We start from the raw sequence: 16,653 nt of genomic DNA on the forward strand, positions 1-16,653 counted from the left end.
TCGACCACTTCGTCACGGTCGACGGCGCGCAGATGGGGGGCGGAGGAGAGGGAACGGGTGGTCGCCATGAGAGGTCAGCTCTTTCGCGCGAGGGGTTCGACGAGGACGTACGTCGTGTCGCGCGGGCCCGGGGCCGGGAGGTACGGCGTCAGCGGGCCGGCGCGGTCAGCGCGCGGCAACACTCACGGTCGTAGTCGTGATGCTGACGGGAGGGCCAGAAGGGCTCCAGGTCATGGCGACCCGTGACGATGCACTTCCGGAAGCTGGCCATGGCCCCCATTGAAGCAGACGTCGGCGCCGGGCAGGAGGGCCCTCTCGCTGTGTGGGACGGCCCTCTCACCGCGGGGGACGCGAAAGGGCGCCCACCGGGAAGGCGGGCGCCCCATTCGGAAGCTGATCTCGGATCAGACCTGGCCGGCCTTCTCCAGCGCGGAGCAGCAGGTGTCCACCAGCAGGCGGGTCACCGTGTACGGGTCGACGTTGGCGTTCGGGCGGCGGTCCTCGATGTAGCCCTTGCCGTCCTTCTCGACCTGCCACGGGATACGGACCGAGGCGCCGCGGTTGGAGACGCCGTAGGAGTACTCGTTCCACGGGGCGGTCTCGTGCAGACCCGTCAGACGGTCGTCGATGCCGGCGCCGTAGTTCTTGACGTGGTCGAGCGGCTTGGAGCCCTCACCGAGCGACTCGCACGCGGTGATGATCGCGTCGTAGCCCTCGCGCATCGCCTTGGTGGAGAAGTTGGTGTGCGCGCCGGCGCCGTTCCAGTCGCCCTTGACCGGCTTGGGGTCGAGGGTGGCGGAGACGCCGAAGTCCTCGGCGGTGCGGTACAGCAGCCAGCGGGCCACCCACAGCTGGTCCGAGACCTCGAGCGGGGCGAGCGGGCCGACCTGGAACTCCCACTGGCCGGGCATGACCTCGGCGTTGATGCCGGAGATGCCGAGACCGGCGGCGAGGCAGTTCTCCAGGTGGGCCTCGACGACCTCACGGCCGAAGATCTCGTCGGCGCCGACACCGCAGTAGTAGCCGCCCTGGGGGGCCGGGAAGCCGCCCTTGGGGAAGCCCAGCGGGTAGCCGTCCTGGAAGAAGGTGTACTCCTGCTCGATGCCGAAGATCGGCTCCTGGGCGGCGAACTTCTCGGCGACCTCGACCAGCGCGGCACGGGTGTTGGACTCGTGCGGCGTCATGTCGATGTTCAGGACCTCGCACAGGACGAGGACGTCGTCGCCGCCGCGGATCGGGTCCGGGCAGGTGAAGACCGGCTTGAGGACGCGGTCCGAGGAGTGGCCCTCGGCCTGGTTCGTGGAGGACCCGTCGAAGCCCCAGATCGGCAGCGCGTCAAGACCGGCGGGGCTGCCCGCGATGATCTTCGTCTTGGAACGGAGCTTGGCGGTCGGCTGGGTGCCGTCGATCCAGATGTACTCAGCCTTGAAGGTCACGGGCCACTTCCTTCGGGGGTGGGTCTTGGACGCAGTCGCGGGTGCTGCGGCGCTGCGGCACTGGGGCGCCGCCGTCGATGCCCGGAAGCCTGTCAACAGGCGATTTCCCGGTCATTGCCCGAGTGTGAACCCCGTGTTACCTGGTGGTGCTGTGGCGGACTTCACGCGGTGAGGGCGTCGACCGGGCCGGAAGTCGCCGTCCCCGGCCGCGGCCGGGGACGCCCGCGCGCGGGCACGGCGTCTCGTATGCGATGGGAATGACGCGAACCCACCCCGAAACCACACCGGAAACCACACCGGAACCACCCGCCCTCACCGCCCCGCTGCCCTCGGAAGAACCCGCGCGCCCCGCTCCCTCCGCCCGTCTCAGGTTCCTTCGGTCGCCGCGCGGTGGACGCCGTTCAGGAAGTCGCGGATCGCGGACAGTTCCCGCTCGTCGTAGCCCCGCAGCAGTTCCACTGTCTGCCCGATGAGCGGACCGAAGAACCGCTGGCCGAGGGCGACGGCCCGCTCGTCCACCTCCACGACCACCTGCCGCCGGTCCGCCCGGCCGCGCACCCGCCGTACGTGCCCGGCGCGCTCCAGCCGGTCGATCACGGCGGTCGTGCCGGCCGAGTTCAGGCCGAGCGTCCGGCCGAGCCGCCCGGCGGTCGTCTCCTCGCCCGCCCGGCGGGCGTCCATGAGGGCGATGAGCGCGCGCACGTCCGTCGGATGCATGTCGTTGCGGTGTGCGAACCGGGCGCTGTGCAGGCGCGTGACGCGCCGCCGCTGGTGCTCCTGCCGGGTGGGGGCGGGGCGACCTCGGCGTCCTGGTACGCGCAGGCGGCCGAGCTGGGCCGGCGGCGACGCGTGTACGCCGTCGACCTGATCGGCGCTCCCGGCCGCAGCACGGCGGACGGCGGGCGTGCTCTGCGGACGGTGGCCGACCTGGGCGACTGGCTGGACGCGCTGTGGGACGGCCTGGGCATCACGTCGGCCGACCTCGGCGGGCATTCGTACGGCGCCTGGATCGCCCTGCACCACGCCCTGCGCGCGCCCGGCCGGGTACGCCGTCTTTTCCTCCTGGACCCGACCGGGTGCTTCGCCGGGTTCCGGGCGGCCTACCTGCTGCGCGCCCTGCCGACGCTGCTGCGGCCCACCCCGCGCCGAGTGCGCGCCTTCCTGGAGTGGGAGACCGGGGGAGCGGCGCTCGACCCCGACTGGCTGCGCCTCCAGGAGGCGGCCGCGGGCTTCCCGGCGGCGCGGCCGGTGACCGGCCCGCGTCCCGCGCCGAAGGCGCTGCGGGCCCTGGACGTGCCGGTCCTGCTGTTCGTGGCCGCGAACAGCAGGACCCATGACACGTACGCGGTGACGGCCCGGGCGCGCGAGGCGTTGCGGGAGGTGGAGACGGTCGTCCTGCCGGACGTCTCCCACCATGGCCTGCCGCTCGCCGCGCCCTGTGAACTGGGCCGCCGCCTCACGGAGTTCCTGTCCTGAGCGTCACCCCACCTTCTCGATCACGGCCCGGCGGATCAGGAACTTGCCGGGCTCACGGACCTGTTCGAAGGCCGCGTTGTTCAGCAGGACGCAACTGCCGGAGACGGAGGTCACCTCGACCGTCGTGGACTTGTTGTTGTCCAGGTTGGTGACCTTCAGCTTCGTCCCCGCCGGGAACTGGTTGCTGGACGCGGCCGGGGCACCTCCCTCGCCGGAGAGGGTGACGGTGGAGCCGTTGCAGACCTGCTGGCCGGCAGCGGCGCCGCCGTCCCCCGCGGGCGCGCTCTGCGCCGGCTGCGAGGGCTGGGCGGGCTGAGGGGCCGTCGCCTGGGAGCCCTGAGCCGACTCCCCGACGACGCACCCGGACGCCTTCTGCTGCACCTTGATCTGCTCGATGACCGCCTCACGGTTGGCGATCCGGGCCGTGGACTGCGCGTCCGGGGCGGCCCGTTGCCCCTCGATGAACCGCTGGTTGTTGCCGAGGGCGGTGGCCAGGCCCTGGCAGACGGACGACTCGGCGGCCGTCTGCGGGGACTGCGCGGCGTTGGAGGTGGCCGCCATGACGACGGCACCGCCTCCCGCCACCGTCGCGGCACTCACCAGAAGTGCGATCTTCTTCTTCGTACTGAGAGTTCTCCTGCGCGACATGCGCGCCTCCTGAGAGGTAGGGGAGCGTACGCCGCCTTGTACGGGATACCGAACGAGACCGCTCAGTGCTTACAGGAGTCAACGGGCGTGGCGTGCGTCACACGCCGACGTCCATTCACTCCGCCTGCTTGCCCTGTTCGTACGCCGCCACCGTGTCGTTGACGTACCGCAGCAACCCCTCGGTCTGCGCGGTGAGTTCGGCCTCCTCGCTCTCCGCGCCGTCGCCCCATTGGCCGTTGGCGAACACCACCGAGCGGACCGTCATCACCCGCCGGAAGACCCCCGGCGAGCCGGGCGGCACCGTCGGCATACCGGCCTCCGGCGGCGGATCGAGCGAGACCACCTGGTACGTCACCGGATCCATCGACGCCATCATGAACACCCGCGAGGCGTCCTCGACGCGGGCGAAACTCAGCACCGAGACGGTCACCTGGGAGCGGCGGTCGGCGTCCGTGAACAGGGCGGCCGTCAACCGGGAACAGGGCTCACCCTGTTCGATCAGCTCGGCCAGCTCCTGCGACATGCCCCGGGCGCAGTCGGTGGTGGTGGCGAGGTCGACCCGCGTGAACCGGGAGCCGTCCTTCAGCAGCACGCTCTTCTCCGGGAACGCCTGTTCCGGCCGGATGACCGGCAGGGCGAGCAGCGAGGGCAGGGCGCTCGGGGCGTCGGAGGGCATGCCCACGTCGACGGAGGGGACGGCCGGGCCGGAGGCGGCCGTGGTCGTCGGCGCGGCGGACGCGGGCCCGTCGCCGCCGTCCCCGCCCGTCATCATCACGGCGCCGGCGGCGATGGCGGCGACGAGGACGACGCCGGTCCCGGCGGCGACCGTCCGCCGGACCCGCCGGCGCCCGCGTATCCGTTCCTGCTCGGCCACCCACTGGGCGTACGGGTCCGGGGCCTGGTGACCCGGGGGGTACGGGTTCCCCGCGAACGGGGCGGGAGTGTGCGGGGCGGGGACGTGCGGGGCCGGGGTGTGGGGGCCCGGCGGCCCGTACGGCGGCATTCCTTGATCACCGAAGGTCATGGCGGCGGAGGGTAACAGCGACACCGCCCCGAACTCCCGCCGACGGACGAACCGTTGGCTAACGGGACAGAGCGTCCCGTACGGCGTCGTCCGTGCGGGCCACGACCGCCGTGCCGTCGTCGGCCGTGATGATGGGCCGCTGGATGAGCTTGGGGTGCTCGGCCAGGGCCTTCACCCAGCGGTCGCGCGAGGCGTCGTCCCGCGCCCACTCCTTCAGCCCCAGCTCCTTGGCGGCGGCCTCCTGGGTGCGGGTGATGTCCCACGGCTCCAGACCGAGCCGGTCGAGCACCTCCCTGATCTCGTCCTCGCTCGGCACGTCCTCCAGGTAGCGGCGGACGGTGTAGTCGGCGCCCTCGGCGTCGAGCAGGGTGAGCGCGCTGCGGCACTTGGAACAGGCCGGGTTGATCCAGATCTCCATGCGGCTCACGGTAGCCGGACTGTGCCGGGGCGCCCGAAACTCGTTCTCCCCGTGCGTCACTGCGACCCCGAAAGCCCTTGTGGCCAGGGGCTTTTGTCAGTGGTGGGCAGTAGAATAGAAGCAGTGTTCGAGGGTTCCGCCGGAGGTTCCGGCCGGCACCCTGACCGCGACAGGAGGATGCCCGTGCCCGCTGCCGCACTGAAGCCGAAGCCGCTGCCGACCCAGTCCACCGCGAAGCGCCCCGTCCAACTCGACCTGCCCTACGTGCCCGTGCAGAAGCGGCCGCTGCCGCCCGGGCGTCCCCGCGAGTGGTACATCACGCACAACCGCCGCCTGAAGGCCATGCGGCTGGCCATCGCCCTGCTCGACTCGGGCGTCTACATGCCGAACCAGGCCCGTGACGAGACGATCCGCAGCACGGCCCAGCTGATCGGCGTCCACCCGCCGTCCGACACGACGTGCCACATGGTGCGCGCGCTGCTGCGGTACACCAGGTGAGGCGCGCGCCGGGTGCCGTCTTCTCCATCGGCACCCGGCGCCCCCGGTCGCTAGCCCACCAACTCCCGCTCCACCGGCGTCCGGAACCGAGGCGTCACCCGCGTGGTGCCCAGCCACCGCGCCGACCGCTCCGCCTCCGCCGCGATCGCCGCCTCCGCCTCCCGCCCCACACCCTCCCCGTCCAGGATCCGCCAGACGATCTCCCCGTCGGCCCGCTGGGCCCAGCCCCCCACCACCCGGCCGTCCCACCACACCGTCGGCCCCACGTTCCCACTGCGGTCGAACAACGCGGGCCTCACCCCGGGCGCCAGATACCAGTCCCGCGCCTGCCACCCCATCGCCGTCGGATCCAGCGCGGGCAGCAGCGCCGCCCACGGCTCCTCGGGCCCGGCCACCGGATCGACGTCGTCCTCGACGACGTACCCCGTGCCCTCGTCCAGCGACACCGTCCGCGCCCCGATCGCCGCCAGGGCCCGCCGCACCTCCGTCACCCGCCACCCCGTCCACCACTTCAGGTCGGCCTCGGTGGCCGGGCCGCACGCCGTGAGCCAGTGGCGCAGCAGCTCCGCCTGGGCCTCGGCCGCGTCCAGCTCCGGGTGCTCCGGGGCCAGGGCCCAGCGGAACTGGCTCGACGTCCAGGAGCCCAGCGGACGGCCCCGGACCACCTTCCCCTCGACGCCCAGCACCCTCAGCAGCCGCGTCGAGACCGTGTGGAGGCCCTCGTAGGGCTTCCCGGCCGAGTGCACGAACTGCTCCCGCAGCCGCGGCTCCTCCTCGGCCAGCTCGGCCGCCGTCGCCTGCCCCAGCCGCCCCAGCGCGGCCAGCGCCGATTCCTCCACCTCCTTCAGCCAGGCCGCGTCCGGCGCCCCCGCCTTCGCCATGTCCTTCACCAGCGCGGCCCGCTCCCGCGCGGCGACCGCGAGCCCGGTCGAGGCGTGCACGACCGCCGTCAGGCGGGTGGGGAACACGAACACCGTGTGCCGCATGCCGTGCATCCGCACCAGCGCCCGGTCCCCGTACAGCGCGCGGTCGGTCTCCGGCACCGTCCGCGCCGGGTCCGCCAGACGGGCGCCGACCGCCAGATAGACCGTCGCCGGATCCGAGCCGTGCAGCGCCACGAGCGCGTCGGCGACCTCCTCCGGACCCGCCGCCCGCGCCGCCGGCGCCAGCCGGTGCCGCAGGGCCAGCCGAGCCCGCCGCTCCGCCACGTCGATGAACCGCTCCCCGCCACCCATCCCGGCCTCCGCCCGTCGTCCCTTCCGGCCCGCCCATCCTCTCCGACGCCACTGACAACGGCCCCGCCGCCGGGAAAAGCAGATGCACGTCGAGTGACCGCTTCCCTACGCTGAGGACACCACCCCACCCCCCTCCATCACAGTCACCCCTCCATGCCCAGGAAGGAGCACGCCATGGGCACCGTCGTTCTCTCCGGGACCGTCGTCCTGGTGGTCCTGGGATTCGGGAACCAGCTGTACTGGCTCGCCGCGGTCGCCGTGCTGTACCTGTACGTCCGCCACGGACGCGACGGAACCCCGCCGACCCCGCCGGGCCCCACCGCGAGCGCCGCCCCGACCACCTACAAGGCCTACCGCGAGCGCCGTGACCAGCAGGCCAAGTGGGAGCGCCGCTACCGGCGCGAGCGGCCCCTGGAGGCCCGCCGCCAGGAGCGCGAGCGCAGCGGCTGACAGCCCCCGGCGGTCACAGTCCGGGGGCTCCCCACACCGGGAACCAGCGGCCGAGGTCCTGCTCGACCCGCAGATCGTTCGCGAGGGCCGCCCTCACCTGGAGTTCCAGCGTGTTGTCGCGCCGCTGCCCCCCACCGGGCAGCGGCGCGAACGGGTAGAAGGAACCGCGCTTGTACAGGTACACCAGCGCCAGCCGGCGGCCCGCCGCGTCCCGGAAACCGGCCAGCGAGCACAGCAGTTGGGGCCCGAAACCGTTGACCTCCATCGCGCTGTTCACCGCGTGCAGATCGTTGACCACGAAGGACAGCTCGTCGGGGGCGCGCTGCGAGACCAGCCACGAGTAGCCGTAGTCGTCCCGCAGCAGCCGCACCGGGGGACCGGTGCGTTCGGTGTCCGCGTCCAGCAGCGCCTGGACCTCGCGGTGCGTCTGCTCGAAGGCCCCGCCCTCGACCGTCGCGAAGCACACCGCGCCGCACCCGGTCGGGGTGAACCCGGCCGCCGCCTCCAGCGTCACCGCCGCCGAAGGCAGCGCGAACAGGGCGTCGAGATCGGGCACGACCGGCTTGGTCCGGCCGAGCAGGATGTCCAGCAGCCCCATGATCAGCCCGCTTTCCCGGGAGTGGCCGCCTCACCCAGTTCGCCGGAGATCCGCCCGAGCTGGTCCAGTCGCTGCTGGAGGCTCGGGTGCGTGGAGAACAGGCCCGCGACACCCGGGTCGGCGCCCAGCGCCGGAGTGAAGTAGAAGGCGTTGAACGCCTGGGCGGTCCGCAGGTCCTTGGACGGGATCCGGGCGATGTCGCCCGAGACCTTCGTCAGCGCGGACGCCAGCGCCGAGGGCCGGCCGGTGAGCAGCGCCGCCGCCCGGTCCGCCGCCAGCTCCCGGTACCGCGACAGGGCCCTGATCAGCAGGAAGCTGAGCGCGTACACGGCCGCCGACACACCGAGCACGGCGGCGAACACCATGGCCGTGTTCTGGTCCCGGCGGCCCCCGCCGAACACCTGCGAGTAGAACGCGAACCGCACGACGAGCCCGGCGACCACCCCGAGGAACGACGCGACGGTGATCACCGCGACGTCCTTGTGCGCCACGTGCGACAGCTCGTGCGCGAGCACGCCCTCCAGCTCGGCCGGCTCCAGCCGCCGCAGCAGCCCGGTCGTCACGCACACCACCGCGTGATCGGGGTTGCGGCCGGTGGCGAACGCGTTCGGCATGTCCATCTCCGACACGGCGATCACCGGGCGGGGCATGTCGGCGAGCGCGGCCAGCCGCTCCACGACGGCGTACAGCTGCGGATACTCCTCCCGCTCCACGACCCGCCCGCGCATCGCGAACAGCGCGATCCGGTCGGAGAACCAGAACTGCGCGACGAACACCGCCGCCACCACGACGGCGACCAGCACCCACGACCTCAGCAGCGCGACCAGCGCGGCGACGAACACCACGTACAACAGCCCGAGCAGGAACATCGTGACCGTCATCCGCACGGTCAACCGCCGGTCGCTCCGGAAACGGCTCCGCATCTCCCTCACCCCGCACAGTCAGGCAATCGCCCCACTGCCAGTGTGCACCGCACCTTTCCCATGAGCGGATCCCGAACGCCCCTAGGCGGAGCAAAAGCTTCCGGCGCGGTCCAAAGGGTCTCCGGTACGGCTGGTACGGCGCCCGTTCCAGGGGGTCGCCCGGTACGGCTAGTACGGCGCCCGGAAGCGGGTGTACCCCAGCAGCAGGATCACCGCCGCCACGCAGCCCAGCACGATCGCCGTCGACACCCACGAGGACCTGCGCCGTGCCACCGGCTCCGGGTCGGCGCGGAACGGCTGCGGTCGGGGCGGGTTCTCCTTCCAGCGCGCGGCCAGCATCCGGGCCCGCGCGGAGGGCTCCTTGTGCTCGGCCTCGTCCGCCCATCTGAGGTCGAACTCCCGCTGCGCGTCGTCCTGTTCGGACATCCCCGTCTCTCCCCGTCACCTCTGTCGAACAGCTGTGCAGAAACCATACGACGGCGCCCCCGCCCTGAGAAACAGGAACGGGGGCGCCGGGGGACGTACGCGCTACGCGCCGATCACACGTCGAAGTAGAGCTCGAACTCGTGCGGGTGCGGACGCAGCTGGAGCGGGGCGATCTCGTTCGCGCGCTTGTAGTCGATCCAGGTCTCGATCAGGTCGGACGTGAAGACGTCACCCGCGAGCAGGAACTCGTGATCGCGCTCGAGCGAGTCGAGGACGGCCGGGAGCGAGGTCGGGACCTGCGGGACGCCCGCGTGCTCCTCGGGGGCCAGCTCGTAGAGGTCCTTGTCGATCGGCTCGGCCGGCTCGATCTTGTTCTTGATGCCGTCCAGGCCCGCCAGCAGCAGGGCCGAGAAGGCCAGGTACGGGTTGCCGGAGGAGTCGGGCGCGCGGAACTCGACGCGCTTGGCCTTCGGGTTCGAACCCGTGATCGGGATACGCATGGCCGCGGAGCGGTTGCGCTGCGAGTACACCAGGTTCACCGGGGCCTCGAAGCCCGGCACCAGACGGTGGTACGAGTTCACCGTCGGGTTGGTGAAGGCCAGCAGCGACGGGGCGTGCTTGAGGATGCCGCCGATGTAGTAGCGGGCGGTGTCCGACAGGCCCGCGTAACCGGCCTCGTCGTAGAAGAGCGGGGAGCCGTTGCTCCACAGCGACTGGTGGACGTGCATGCCCGAACCGTTGTCGCCGAAGATCGGCTTCGGCATGAAGGTCGCGGTCTTGCCGTTGCGCCAGGCCACGTTCTTCACGATGTACTTGAAGAGCTGGAGGTCGTCGGCGGCGGCGAGCAGCGTGTTGAACTTGTAGTTGATCTCGGCCTGGCCGGCGGTGCCCACCTCGTGGTGCTGGCGCTCGACCTGGAGACCGGACTTGGCCAGCTCCAGGGAGATCTCGGCACGCAGGTCGGCGAAGTGGTCGACCGGCGGGGTCGGGAAGTAGCCGCCCTTGTAGCGGACCTTGTAACCACGATTGTCCTCGAGGGCGCCGGTGTTCCAGGCACCCGCCTCGGAGTCGATGTGGTAGAACGACTCGTTCTCCGAGGTCTTGAAGCGCACGCTGTCGAAGACGTAGAACTCGGCCTCCGGACCGAAGTACGCGGTGTCCGCGATACCGGTCGACGCGAGGTACGCCTCGGCCTTCTTCGCCACGTTGCGCGGGTCGCGCGAGTACTGCTCGCCCGTGATCGGGTCGTGGATGAAGAAGTTGATGTTGAGCGTCTTGTCGCGGCGGAACGGGTCCACCCGCGCGGTCGACAGGTCGGCGCGCAGGGCCATGTCGGACTCGTGGATCGCCTGGAAACCGCGGATCGACGAGCCGTCGAACGCGAGCTCCTCGTCCGGGTCGAACGCCTCGACGGGCAGCGAGAAGTGCTGCATGACGCCCGGCAGGTCGCAGAACCGGACGTCGATGAACTTGACGTCGTTGTCCGCGATGAACTTCTTGGCCTCGTCGGCGTTCTGGAACATCCAGCTCCTCCTACTCCCGACCGTCGCGCCGGGATGGTAGTTCGTTCGTGCGGCCAGTGCGGTGGCACACGCTGTCCTCGACCCTAGGGACGCGGCATTTCTCGGGCGTGACCCATTTGTTTCGCACAAGTTAACCGGCTCACCGCCCACGGTAGCTCGGACACACCCCGCCGTGCCCCGGCCGTACGGGGCCCCAGTACCGTGGACGGGTGGACAAAAGGCAAGCAGTCGGATCGTGGCTCTCCGGCCCGCGCGCGGCCATGGAAGAAGCCGGTGCCGACTTCGGATACAGGGGCGAGCAGCTCGGCCTGCCGGAGGACGGACCGGGTTCCATCGCCCGCCCCGGCCGACGGCTCGGAGCGCTCGCCGTCGACTGGGGACTGTGCGTCCTGATCGCATACGGCCTGATCACCGACGGCTACGGCCAGGCGACCAGCAACTGGGCGCTGCTGATCTTCTTCGTGACGAGCGCCCTGACCGTCGGCAGCGTCGGCTTCACGCCCGGTAAGCGCCTGTTCGGCCTGCGGGTGATCGCCCTGGAGACCGGCACGGTCAACCCGCCGCGCGCCCTGCTGCGCACGGTCCTGCTCTGCCTCGGCCTGCCGGCCCTGATCTGGGACCGCGACGGCCGCGGCCTGCACGACCGCATGGCCAGGACGGTCGAGGTCCGGATCTGAGCCAGGCCAAGACCGCTACGACGGACCGGCACGACGTCGGACCGGTACGACGAAGGGGCGCCCGGAGTGATCCGGGCGCCCCTTCGTCGTGTCAGGGGGTCAGCGGGCCTTCGGCCCGCCCTTCGGCAGGCGCATGCCCTTGGGCATCGGCCCCTTCGGCAGCGGCATGTTGCTCATCAGGTCGCCCATGGCGCGCAGCCGGTCGTTGGTGGTGGTCACCTGCGGGCCGCTCAGCACCCGCGGCAGCTTCAGCATGGTGGTGCGCAGCTTCTTCAGCTCGACCTGGCCCTCGCCGGTGCCGACGATCAGGTCGTGCACCGGGACGTCCGCGACGACGCGGTTCATCTTCTTCTTCTCGGCGGCCAGCAGGCTCTTCACCCGGTTCGGGTTGCCCTCGGCGACCAGGACGATGCCGGCCTTGCCGACCGCCCGGTGCACCACGTCCTGGCTGCGGTTCATCGCCACCGCGGGGGTCGTCGTCCAGCCCCGGCCGATGTTGTCGAGCACGGCCGCTGCGGCGCCCGGCTGGCCCTCCATCTGACCGAAGGCGGCCCGCTCGGCCCTGCGGCCGAACACGATCGCCGTCGCGAGGAAGGCGAGCAGGAGGCCCAGGATGCCGAGATAGATGGGGTGACCGATCAAGAAACCGATCGCGAGGAAGACACCGAAGGTGACGATTCCGACAGCCGCGAGTACAAGACCGATCTTCTTGTCGGCCCTGCGGGTCATCTTGTAGGTCAGAGCGATCTGCTTCAGTCGCCCGGGGTTCGCGGCGTCCGCCGCGTTGTCCTTCCTCGCCATGCCACGAAGTCTACGTGGCCCCGGAAGGACCGACGACGGCAGTGTCCGGGAGGGCGGGGTCGGGGAGGTCAGGAACGGGCGGAGGCGACGGCGACCGCTTCGAGGACGCGCTGCGCCTCGACCCGGTCCTTGGCGCGCCGGCGGTCCTCCAGCACGGAGGTCCAGGCGTTGCGCCGGGCGGTGCGCTGGCCGCCGCTCATGAGCAGGGACTCGACGGCGCGCAGGGCGTCGGTGAAGGTCGGGATCGCGGTGGCGCGAACGGGCGCGGCCTGCATGGTGAGGTCCCCCTCGGGTGGCTTTGGGCACGGGTCTACGTGGTGTGATACCAGCGTCACTGTTTGGTGTTACCAGGGCGTGACCGACCGGTCAAACACCAATGAAGCCTTGGTACGGGGGGCCGAAATGCTGACGCGGCCCTGACGTACGCCCTCATCTGCGAGGACGGTCAGGACCGCGTCGTATCGGCCACTACTGGTGGGTAGCCGCTTGTGCGGGAATTCACACGCTTGCTTCGCCGCCGTACGGGAAGCGACGGTTGACGGAGTGTCAGACGGCCTGGACGGCCACGAAGGAACCGCGCTTCTCGACGGCCATCTGGTACAGGCGCCCGGCACGGTAGGAGGACCGTACCAGCGGGCCGGACATCACGCCCGAGAAGCCGATCTGCTCGGCTTCCTCCTTCAGCTCGACGAACTCCTGCGGCTTGACCCACCGCTCCACCGGGTGGTGACGCACGGACGGCCGCAGGTACTGCGTGATGGTGACCAGCTCGCAGCCCGCGTCGTGCAGCTGCTTGAGCGCCTCGCCGACCTCCTCGCGGGTCTCGCCCATACCGAGGATGAGGTTCGACTTGGTGACCAGGCCGAAGTCGCGGGCGGCCGTGATGACCTTCAGGGAGCGCTCGTAGCGGAAGCCGGGGCGGATCCGCTTGAAGATCCGCGGGACGGTCTCGACGTTGTGCGCGAAGACCTCGGGACGGGAGGAGAAGACCTCCGCCAGCTGCTCGGGGACCGCGTTGAAGTCGGGGGCCAGCAGCTCGACCTTGGTCCGGCCGCCCTCGCGCTGCGCCGTCTGGGCGTGGATCTGGCGCACGGTCTCGGCGTACAGCCAGGCCCCGCCGTCCTCCAGGTCGTCACGGGCCACGCCGGTGATGGTGGCGTAGTTCAGGTCCATGGTGACGACGGACTCACCGACGCGGCGCGGCTCGTCACGGTCGAGCGCCTCCGGCTTGCCGGTGTCGATCTGGCAGAAGTCGCAGCGCCGGGTGCACTGGTCGCCGCCGATGAGGAAGGTCGCCTCACGGTCCTCCCAGCACTCGTAGATGTTGGGGCAGCCGGCTTCCTGGCAGACCGTGTGCAGGCCCTCGCTCTTCACGAGGTTCTGCATCTTCGTGTACTCGGGACCCATTTTCGCCCGGGTCTTGATCCACTCGGGCTTGCGCTCGATGGGGGTCTGGCTGTTGCGGACCTCCAGGCGCAGCATCTTGCGTCCGTCGGGTGCGACTGCGGACACGTCGGCTCCCTAGCTTCGATTCTTCGGCGTACACCAGGGTACGCCCGTGGTTGATGGGCCCATCCGGTGAGGCCAACCTCGGAGCCTCGGGGTCCATTCCGCGCCGTACGGCGGGGGTCAGGCCGTGGCCTTCTCGATCTCGCGCGGCCGCAGCTCCGCGTTCTCCAGGACGTCCCGCAGGTGCCGCTCGGCGACCGGCAGCACCTCGTCGATCGTCACGTCCCGGCCGAGCTCGGCCGCGAGGGAGGCGACGCCCGCGTCACGGATGCCGCAGGGGATGATCCGGTCGAACCACTTGTTGTCGGGGTTCACGTTGAGCGCGAAGCCGTGCATGGTGACGCCCTTGGCCACCCGGATGCCGATCGCGGCGATCTTGCGGTCCTCGCGCCGCTGACCGGCGTTGGAGGGCGCGTACTCCGGCCCGTTCAGCCGGGGGTCGAACTCCTCGTCGTGCAGCCGCGGGTCGAAGTCGAGCGACAGCCCGCCCAGGGACGGCCGCTGCTCGACCGGGTCGCCCAGCACCCACACCCCGCTGCGGCCCTCGACCCGGGTCGTCTCCAGGCCGAACTCCGCGCACGTGCGGATCAGCGCCTCCTCCAGGCGCCGTACGTGCGCCACCACGTCCACCGGGCGCGGCAGCTTCTGGATGGGGTAGCCGACCAGCTGCCCCGGCCCGTGCCAGGTGATCTTGCCGCCGCGGTCCACGTCGATCACAGGCGTGCCGTCCAGGGGGCGCTCGCTGTCGGCCGTGCGCCGGCCCGCGGTGTACACCGGCGGGGGCTCCAGCAGCAGCACGGTGTCGGGGACCTCGTCGGCGAACCGGGCCGCGTGGACCCGACGCTGCTCGTCCCACGCCTCCTGGTACTCGACCGCGTCCGCTCCGAAGCCCATCCGAACGAACCGCAACTCACTCACGGCAAGCGCCTCCCTAGGCGATAGCTGCGTAAGGCACGTAACGCGCCCACGCCACTGTACGTCCGGCCGTCACGCGTCAGCCTCGCGGCCAATCCTCACACGATCGGATGAATGCGCGTCGAGATGTGCGATCGACTGCTCACGCTCCGCTACATTCACGCCGTTCACGAGGCCATTAGGGCTGCTCACAGGCAATCCGGGCACTTCAGGGGCCTGGAAGGCAGGAGACCGCACCGCAGATGACGGAACGACCCGCGCAGCGCACTCCCAACCGCCAGCTCGCCGCGCTCATCGCAGAAGCGGGCTTCTCCAACGCGGGACTGGCCCGTCGCGTCGATCAGCTCGGCCTCGAACACGGCCTGGATCTGAGATACGACAAGACCTCCGTCACCCGATGGCTGCGCGGACAGCAGCCCCGCGGCACCACCCCCGCCCTCATCGCCGAGGTCTTCACCCGGCGCCTGGGCCGCCGGCTGACCGCCCAGGACCTCGGCCTGGACGCCTGCGCCCCCGTGTACGCGGGGCTGGAGTTCGCCGGAACCCCCGAGGAGGCCATCGACATCGTCGGCGGGCTGTGGCGCAAGGACTCCGGCAGCCACGCGGAACTCCGCAAGATCGCCTTCACCCCGGCCGGGCTCGTCGTGCCCAGCCGGGACTGGCTGATCGGACGGGCCGACGAGAAGGTCGCCCGGCTGGAACCGCCCGCCCGGGTACCGGCCCAGAGCGGCCCCTCCGGCAAGGCCACGGACGCCCGGCCCGCCGGCCGGACCGCCACCAAGCCGGCCGTCCCGCTCGCGCTGGGCGGCGCCCTGGCCGGCGTACCCCGCCAGCGCGGCACCGTCGAGCGCGGCCCGGGCCAGCGCGTCACCGGCGGCGACATCTCCGCGCTGCGCTCGGTGGGCGAACTCTTCCGCGCCCTCGACGACAAGTACGGCGGCGGCCACGCCCGCCAGGCCCTGGTGCGCTACCTGGAGCACGAGTGCGAGCCGATGCTGCGCGGCACCTACGGCGAGCAGACCGGCCGCCGGCTCTTCGGCGCCGCCGCCGACCTCACCCGCCTCGCCGGCTGGACCTCCTTCGACATCGCCGCGCACGGCCTCGCCCAGCGCTATTTCGTCCAGGCCCTGCGCCTGTCCCAGGCCGCCGGGGACCGGGCGTACGGCTCCTACGTCCTGGTCACCATGAGCCGCCAGGCCGTCTACCTGGGCCACGGGCGCGAGGCCGTACAGCTCGCGCGGGTGGCCCAGCAAGGGGTCGGCACCAGCGCCCCGCCCGTCGTGCAGGCGCTGCTGCACGCGGCCGAGGCGCGCGGGCACGGGGTGCTCGGCGAGGTGCGCGCCTGCACCGCCTCCCTGGTGCGGGCGGAGCGGGCCCTGGAGGCCGCCAAGTCGGGCGACGAGGTGCCGTTCTGGGCACGGTTCTTCGACGAGGGGCAGCTCGCCGACGAGTTCGGGCACTGCCACCGCGACCTCCAGCAGTTCCGGGCCGCCGCCCAGCACGCCGAACGCTCCCTCCAGCTGCGCCCGTCCTCCTACGCCCGCAGCCGCCTCTTCTGCCGGATCGTCCTCGCCTCCGCCCGCCTCGGCCTGGGCGAGCTCGACCAGGCCTGCCAGCTGGCCGCGGAGGCCGCGGGCCAGGCGGCGGAGATGCGGTCGGTGCGGGCGGTGGAGTACGTACGGGACTTCGAGCGCAGGCTGGAGCCGTACAAGGACGCGGCACCCGCGCGCAGCTACCGGGACAAGGTGGCGGCGCTGGGCTGACACCCCGCGCCGGCCTCCCGCGCCGGCCGGTCGCCCCTCACGCCGCCCGTGGCACCGTCGGCACGGGGTCCGTCATGTGCAGGGAACCCGCCGCGCCCAGGTCGGAGACGATCGCCGCGGCGGCCCGGCGCGCCGAGTGCAGCGCGCCCTGGACCGTGCTGGTGTCGCGGTGGTCGCCGCAGACGTACAGCCCGGCCAGGAGGCGCACCGCGCGGCGCAGGTCGTGCGGTGCGCGCATCACGGGGACGGCCTGCGGGGTGTGGTGGACGGCGAGCGTCTCCCAGCGGCCGGTCGGGACGCCGTACAGGCGGGACAGGTGCATGCGGACGGCGG

20 protein-coding genes are annotated in these 16,653 nt (G+C 71.6%); 5 read left to right on the plus strand and 15 right to left on the minus strand.

Annotated elements, in window-relative coordinates; genetic code table 11:
* Positions 1 to 404: 404 nt before the first annotated feature.
* Positions 405 to 1,436: a glutamine synthetase gene (glnII, locus tag ALMP_RS35515; RefSeq protein WP_264935891.1), complete on the minus strand. Its 1,032-nt coding sequence runs from the start codon at positions 1,434 to 1,436 to the stop codon at positions 405 to 407.
* A gap of 366 nt (positions 1,437 to 1,802) precedes the next feature.
* On the minus strand, positions 1,803 to 2,186 hold the full coding sequence (locus ALMP_RS35520; protein ID WP_375803579.1) for a MarR family transcriptional regulator: 384 nt from the start codon (positions 2,184 to 2,186) through the stop codon (positions 1,803 to 1,805).
* On the opposite strand from ALMP_RS35520, the gene ALMP_RS35525 reads away from it, so the two are divergent.
* Entirely contained in the window at positions 2,148 to 2,912 is a 765-nt protein-coding gene (locus ALMP_RS35525) for an alpha/beta fold hydrolase (protein WP_375803580.1), read from the plus strand. The genes ALMP_RS35520 and ALMP_RS35525 overlap by 39 nt on opposite strands.
* A gap of 3 nt (positions 2,913 to 2,915) precedes the next feature.
* Here ALMP_RS35525 and ALMP_RS35530 read toward each other — a convergent pair whose 3' ends face one another.
* The 3 genes from ALMP_RS35530 to ALMP_RS35540 all read right to left on the minus strand — a co-directional run bounded on the left by ALMP_RS35530 (position 2,916) and on the right by ALMP_RS35540 (position 5,002).
* Positions 2,916 to 3,560, minus strand: coding sequence for a septal ring lytic transglycosylase RlpA family protein (locus ALMP_RS35530; protein ID WP_264935892.1), 645 nt, complete (start codon positions 3,558 to 3,560; stop codon positions 2,916 to 2,918).
* 115 nt (positions 3,561 to 3,675) lie between these two features.
* Positions 3,676 to 4,584, minus strand: coding sequence for a hypothetical protein (locus tag ALMP_RS35535; RefSeq protein WP_264935893.1), 909 nt, complete (start codon positions 4,582 to 4,584; stop codon positions 3,676 to 3,678).
* Between the two features lie 58 nt (positions 4,585 to 4,642).
* Positions 4,643 to 5,002, minus strand: coding sequence for an arsenate reductase family protein (locus ALMP_RS35540; protein ID WP_264935894.1), 360 nt, complete (start codon positions 5,000 to 5,002; stop codon positions 4,643 to 4,645).
* Between the two features lie 183 nt (positions 5,003 to 5,185).
* Here ALMP_RS35540 and ALMP_RS35545 point away from each other — a divergent pair, with 183 nt between their 5' ends.
* A complete protein-coding gene (locus ALMP_RS35545; protein WP_264935895.1) occupies positions 5,186 to 5,500 on the plus strand; it encodes a hypothetical protein in 315 nt (104 codons plus the stop codon).
* Between the two features lie 50 nt (positions 5,501 to 5,550).
* Here ALMP_RS35545 and ALMP_RS35550 read toward each other — a convergent pair whose 3' ends face one another.
* Positions 5,551 to 6,735, minus strand: coding sequence for a winged helix DNA-binding domain-containing protein (locus ALMP_RS35550; protein WP_264935896.1), 1,185 nt, complete (start codon positions 6,733 to 6,735; stop codon positions 5,551 to 5,553).
* A gap of 174 nt (positions 6,736 to 6,909) precedes the next feature.
* Here ALMP_RS35550 and ALMP_RS35555 point away from each other — a divergent pair, with 174 nt between their 5' ends.
* Complete coding sequence (locus ALMP_RS35555; RefSeq protein WP_264935897.1) at positions 6,910 to 7,185, plus strand: hypothetical protein; 276 nt, start codon at positions 6,910 to 6,912, stop codon at positions 7,183 to 7,185.
* 13 nt (positions 7,186 to 7,198) lie between these two features.
* On the opposite strand, the gene ALMP_RS35560 is transcribed toward ALMP_RS35555, so the two are convergent.
* The 4 genes from ALMP_RS35560 to glnA form a co-directional block, all read right to left on the minus strand.
* Positions 7,199 to 7,783, minus strand: a complete 585-nt coding sequence (locus tag ALMP_RS35560; RefSeq protein WP_264935898.1) for a hypothetical protein — start codon at positions 7,781 to 7,783, stop codon at positions 7,199 to 7,201.
* 2 nt (positions 7,784 to 7,785) lie between these two features.
* On the minus strand, positions 7,786 to 8,706 hold the full coding sequence (htpX, locus tag ALMP_RS35565) for a zinc metalloprotease HtpX (RefSeq protein ID WP_264935899.1): 921 nt from the start codon (positions 8,704 to 8,706) through the stop codon (positions 7,786 to 7,788).
* 168 nt (positions 8,707 to 8,874) lie between these two features.
* Positions 8,875 to 9,132: a hypothetical protein gene (locus ALMP_RS35570; RefSeq protein WP_264935900.1), complete on the minus strand. Its 258-nt coding sequence runs from the start codon at positions 9,130 to 9,132 to the stop codon at positions 8,875 to 8,877.
* Between the two features lie 113 nt (positions 9,133 to 9,245).
* Positions 9,246 to 10,655 (minus strand): type I glutamate--ammonia ligase, encoded by a 1,410-nt coding sequence (gene glnA, locus ALMP_RS35575; RefSeq protein ID WP_264935901.1) that lies wholly within the window; start codon positions 10,653 to 10,655, stop codon positions 9,246 to 9,248.
* A 209-nt stretch (positions 10,656 to 10,864) separates the two neighbouring features.
* Between glnA and ALMP_RS35580 the strand changes: the two genes are divergently transcribed.
* Positions 10,865 to 11,332 carry an RDD family protein gene (locus tag ALMP_RS35580; protein ID WP_264935902.1) on the plus strand — a complete coding sequence of 156 codons (468 nt, stop codon included), beginning with the start codon at positions 10,865 to 10,867 and terminating at the stop codon, positions 11,330 to 11,332.
* A gap of 99 nt (positions 11,333 to 11,431) precedes the next feature.
* Here the strand turns inward: ALMP_RS35580 and ALMP_RS35585 are convergent, their stop codons facing one another.
* The 4 genes from ALMP_RS35585 to lipB all read right to left on the minus strand — a co-directional run bounded on the left by ALMP_RS35585 (position 11,432) and on the right by lipB (position 14,560).
* Positions 11,432 to 12,133 carry a DUF4191 domain-containing protein gene (locus ALMP_RS35585; RefSeq protein WP_264935903.1) on the minus strand — a complete coding sequence of 234 codons (702 nt, stop codon included), beginning with the start codon at positions 12,131 to 12,133 and terminating at the stop codon, positions 11,432 to 11,434.
* A 68-nt stretch (positions 12,134 to 12,201) separates the two neighbouring features.
* The gene (locus tag ALMP_RS35590) at positions 12,202 to 12,408 is read right to left on the minus strand and encodes a hypothetical protein (RefSeq protein ID WP_264935904.1); all 207 of its coding nucleotides are present in this window, start codon (positions 12,406 to 12,408) and stop codon (positions 12,202 to 12,204) included.
* Positions 12,409 to 12,679: 271 nt separating this feature from the next.
* Positions 12,680 to 13,645 (minus strand): lipoyl synthase, encoded by a 966-nt coding sequence (lipA, locus tag ALMP_RS35595; RefSeq protein WP_264935905.1) that lies wholly within the window; start codon positions 13,643 to 13,645, stop codon positions 12,680 to 12,682.
* Positions 13,646 to 13,762: 117 nt separating this feature from the next.
* On the minus strand, positions 13,763 to 14,560 hold the full coding sequence (lipB, locus tag ALMP_RS35600; protein WP_264935906.1) for a lipoyl(octanoyl) transferase LipB: 798 nt from the start codon (positions 14,558 to 14,560) through the stop codon (positions 13,763 to 13,765).
* Positions 14,561 to 14,799: 239 nt separating this feature from the next.
* On the opposite strand from lipB, the gene ALMP_RS35605 reads away from it, so the two are divergent.
* A complete protein-coding gene (locus tag ALMP_RS35605; protein WP_264935907.1) occupies positions 14,800 to 16,320 on the plus strand; it encodes a regulator in 1,521 nt (506 codons plus the stop codon).
* Between the two features lie 37 nt (positions 16,321 to 16,357).
* Here ALMP_RS35605 and ALMP_RS35610 read toward each other — a convergent pair.
* On the minus strand, positions 16,358 to 16,653 hold a 296-nt coding region (locus ALMP_RS35610), incomplete at its 5' end, for an FAD-dependent oxidoreductase (protein WP_264935908.1).

It is taken from the genome of Streptomyces sp. A012304 (genome assembly GCF_026008495.1).
Lineage (GTDB): Bacteria > Actinomycetota > Actinomycetes > Streptomycetales > Streptomycetaceae > Streptomyces.